Origin of the sequence: Arthrobacter ginsengisoli (assembly GCF_031456935.1) — a bacterium.
GTDB classification, from domain to species: domain Bacteria; phylum Actinomycetota; class Actinomycetes; order Actinomycetales; family Micrococcaceae; genus Arthrobacter; species Arthrobacter ginsengisoli.
The window spans coordinates 1-3195 of record NZ_JAVDVQ010000058.1 but is presented as its reverse complement, the minus strand read 5'-3'; the positions used below and the strand labels follow the sequence as shown (position 1 = coordinate 3195).

Here is a 3195-nt window from a genome sequence, read left to right as displayed (position 1 = left end):
GCCGCCGACAATCACGGCGTCATACGAGGACTTCGGCTCCGGGTTGCGCCAGAGGAATTCCGGATGCTCCGGAAGCTGTTCCGTGCTCATTGTGCAACTCCGTTCGGGGTGGTTCCGGCAGTGCCGGAAAGATTCGGGTAGAGCGGAAATTTCTCGGCGAGGACCGTGACCCGGTCGCGGAGCAGTACGGCCGACTCGTCGCTGAGCTCGCCCTTAATGGCCTCGGCGATAATGTCGGCAACCTCGGTGAATTCGGCCGGGCCGAAGCCGCGCGTGGCCAGGGCCGGGGTGCCAATCCGCAGCCCGGAGGAGACCATGGGCGGGCGGGGGTCGAACGGAACGGCGTTGCGGTTCACGGTGATGCCGATCCGGTGCAGCCGGTCTTCGGCCTGCTGCCCGTCCAGGGCCGAGTTGCGCAGGTCCACCAGGACCAGGTGCACGTCGGTGCCGCCGCCCACTACGGAGATCCCGTATTCGGCGACGTCCGGCGCGAGCAGCCGCTCGGCCAGGATCTTGGCCCCTTCCAGGGTGCGTTGCTGCCGGTCCTTGAACTCATCGCTCGCGGCGATTTTAAAGGACACGGCCTTGGCCGCGATCACGTGTTCCAGCGGGCCGCCCTGCTGGCCGGGGAACACGGCGGAGTTGATCTTGCGTGCCAGAGACTCTCGGCTGAGGATCACGCCGCCGCGCGGGCCGCCCAGGGTCTTGTGCGTCGTGGTGGTGACGACGTCGGCGTACGGCACCGGGTTCGGGTGCAGTCCCGCGGCCACCAGGCCGGCAAAGTGGGCCATATCGACCATGAGGTAGGCGCCCACGGCGTCGGCGATGCGGCGGAACTCCGCGAAGTCGAGCTGGCGCGTGTACGCGGACCAGCCGGCCACGATCATTTTGGGCCGGTGCTCAAGGGCCAGGGCCTCGACCTCGGCCATGTCCACGGTCATGTCGGATTCGCGCACATGGTACGGGACCACGTTGTAGAGCTTGCCGGAGAAGTTGATGCGCATGCCGTGGGTGAGGTGTCCGCCGTGTGCCAGCGAGAGCCCCATGATGGTGTCGCCCGGTTCCAGCAGGGCGAACATGGCGGCGGCGTTGGCCTGCGCGCCGGAGTGCGGCTGAACGTTCGCCGCTTCCGCCCCGAACAGGGCCTTGACCCGGTCGATGGCCAGCTGTTCGATCACGTCAACGTGCTCGCAGCCGCCATAGTAGCGCTTGCCCGGGTAGCCCTCGGCGTACTTGTTCGTCAGGACCGAGCCCTGCGCCTCCATGACCGATGCAGGAGCGAAATTCTCGGAGGCAATCATCTCGAGGGTGGACTGCTGGCGACCCAGCTCATGGTCAATGGCCCGGGCGACGTCAGCGTCGACGCTGGCCAGGGGTTCATTCAGGGTGCCCGTCATGGCGGCCTCTTTCGGTTCAAGGAAACAGATTGACGAATGCAACAGTGTTGCGTTGAATGCAACTCTAGATCGCCAGCGGTGTTGCGTCAATCACTCTTCTTCTGGGCCTTTATGTAAGCAGATTTCTTTTCAGGCCTACAAAAGACCCTTGACTGTGCTTCAGCTCACGCATAATCTGATGCAACAGCGTTGCGTTCAATGCAACCCGAATTTTTATTGGTGGACATATGAGTAACGAACCAAATCAAGCGACAACCAGCGCGGACCCCGGCTCACGGCGGGCACCGGATTCCGCAGATTCACAGCCCCCGACGGCCAGTGGACCTGTGCACGCAGTCAGCAAGGAAACACGCCGCCGGGTGATCGCGGCCAGCTTCATCGGCAATTTTGTGGAGTGGTTTGACTACGCCGTGTACGGCTACCTGGCAGTCACCATCGCCGCGGTTTTCTTCCCCGAGTCCAATCCCCAGACCGGCCTGCTGCTGACTTTCGCCCTGTTCGCGATCTCGTTCCTGGTACGGCCCCTCGGAGGCTTCGTGTGGGGCCACATTGGCGACAGGGTGGGGCGCCGGACCGCGCTTTCCCTGTCCATCCTGATCATGTCCGGAGCGACCTTCTGCATCGCGCTGATCCCTGGATACGACACGATCGGGATCTGGGCTCCGATCCTGCTCCTTATCATCCGCGTCGCCCAGGGCTTCTCCGCCTCAGGTGAATACGCCGGCGCGTCCGCGTTCCTGGTGGAGTACGCCCCGGCCAACAAGCGCGGCCTCTACGCGGCAGTCGTGCCCGCCAGTACCGCCGCAGGCCTGCTGCTCGGCTCTCTGATCGCAGGTCTCCTGACCACCCTGCTCAGCACCGACGCAATGCAAAGCTGGGGATGGCGTCTGCCGTTCCTGCTCGCGGCGCCGATGGGCCTGATCGGACGCTACATCCGCACCAAGCTGGAAGACACACCGGTATTCCGCGAACTCGCAGCAGAGGACCAGACCGTCAAGGCCCCCGTCTTCGGCCTCTTCCGCAACCACTGGCGGCTACTGCTGAAGGCCGTCGGAGCAGTGTTGCTCAACGCCGTCGGCTTCTACGTGATCCTCAGCTACATGCCCACGTACTTGTCCTCGGAGCTTGGCCTCGGGGCAACCGAATCCTTCCTGGCAACCACCATCGCGCTGCTGACGTACATCGGGTTCATCTTCCTGACCGGAATGCTCTCCGACCGCTACGGCCGCAAGAAGGTGCTCATCGCCGCATCCATCAGCTTCATCGTGCTGACTGTGCCTGCCTTCGCCCTGCTGGGCACCGGAAACTTCCTCGTGATCGTCCTGGTCCAGATCCTGCTGGGCGCCATGCTCACCCTCAATGACGGCACGCTCCCGAGCTTCCTGGCGGAAATGTTCCCCACCCGTGTCCGCTACAGCGGCTTCGCGGTCAGCTTCAATCTCTCCAACGCGCTCTTCGGTGGTACCGCACCCTTCATGGCCACCCTCCTCATCGCCACCACGGGCAACGATCTGGCCCCGGCCTGGTACCTGGTCGCGGCCGCCGTCGTCTCCCTGATCGCCGTCGCACTCTCCCGTGAGACCAGCAAGGAACCACTGACCCACGAATAAACCAGTCCACTCCAACTTTCCTCACGAAAAGAACAGCACCGAAGAAAGGCACCACCATGACCAGCACCACCTCCGCGAACGCCTCGTCGATTTCCGAACTGGAGCGACTCAAGGTCCTGCACAACGGACAAAAGGAAAAGCTGACCTTTTCAGACGCCGAGTTTGAACGCCGGCTGTCCGGCCTGCGC

At 63.6% G+C, this 3195-nt stretch carries 2 protein-coding genes and 1 pseudogene; 2 read left to right on the top strand and 1 reads right to left on the bottom strand.

What is annotated here, in order from left to right:
* Nucleotides 1-86 precede the first annotated feature (86 nt).
* Complete coding sequence (glyA, locus tag J2X01_RS21905) at nt 87-1397, bottom strand: serine hydroxymethyltransferase (RefSeq protein WP_310062650.1); 1311 nt, start codon at nt 1395-1397, stop codon at nt 87-89.
* A 227-nt stretch (nt 1398-1624) separates the two neighbouring features.
* On the opposite strand from glyA, the gene J2X01_RS21900 reads away from it, so the two are divergent.
* The gene (locus J2X01_RS21900; protein WP_310062648.1) at nt 1625-3007 is read left to right on the top strand and encodes an MFS transporter; all 1383 of its coding nucleotides are present in this window, start codon (nt 1625-1627) and stop codon (nt 3005-3007) included.
* 56 nt (nt 3008-3063) lie between these two features.
* Nucleotides 3064-3195, top strand: a pseudogene (locus J2X01_RS21895) (creatininase); the annotation flags it as partial.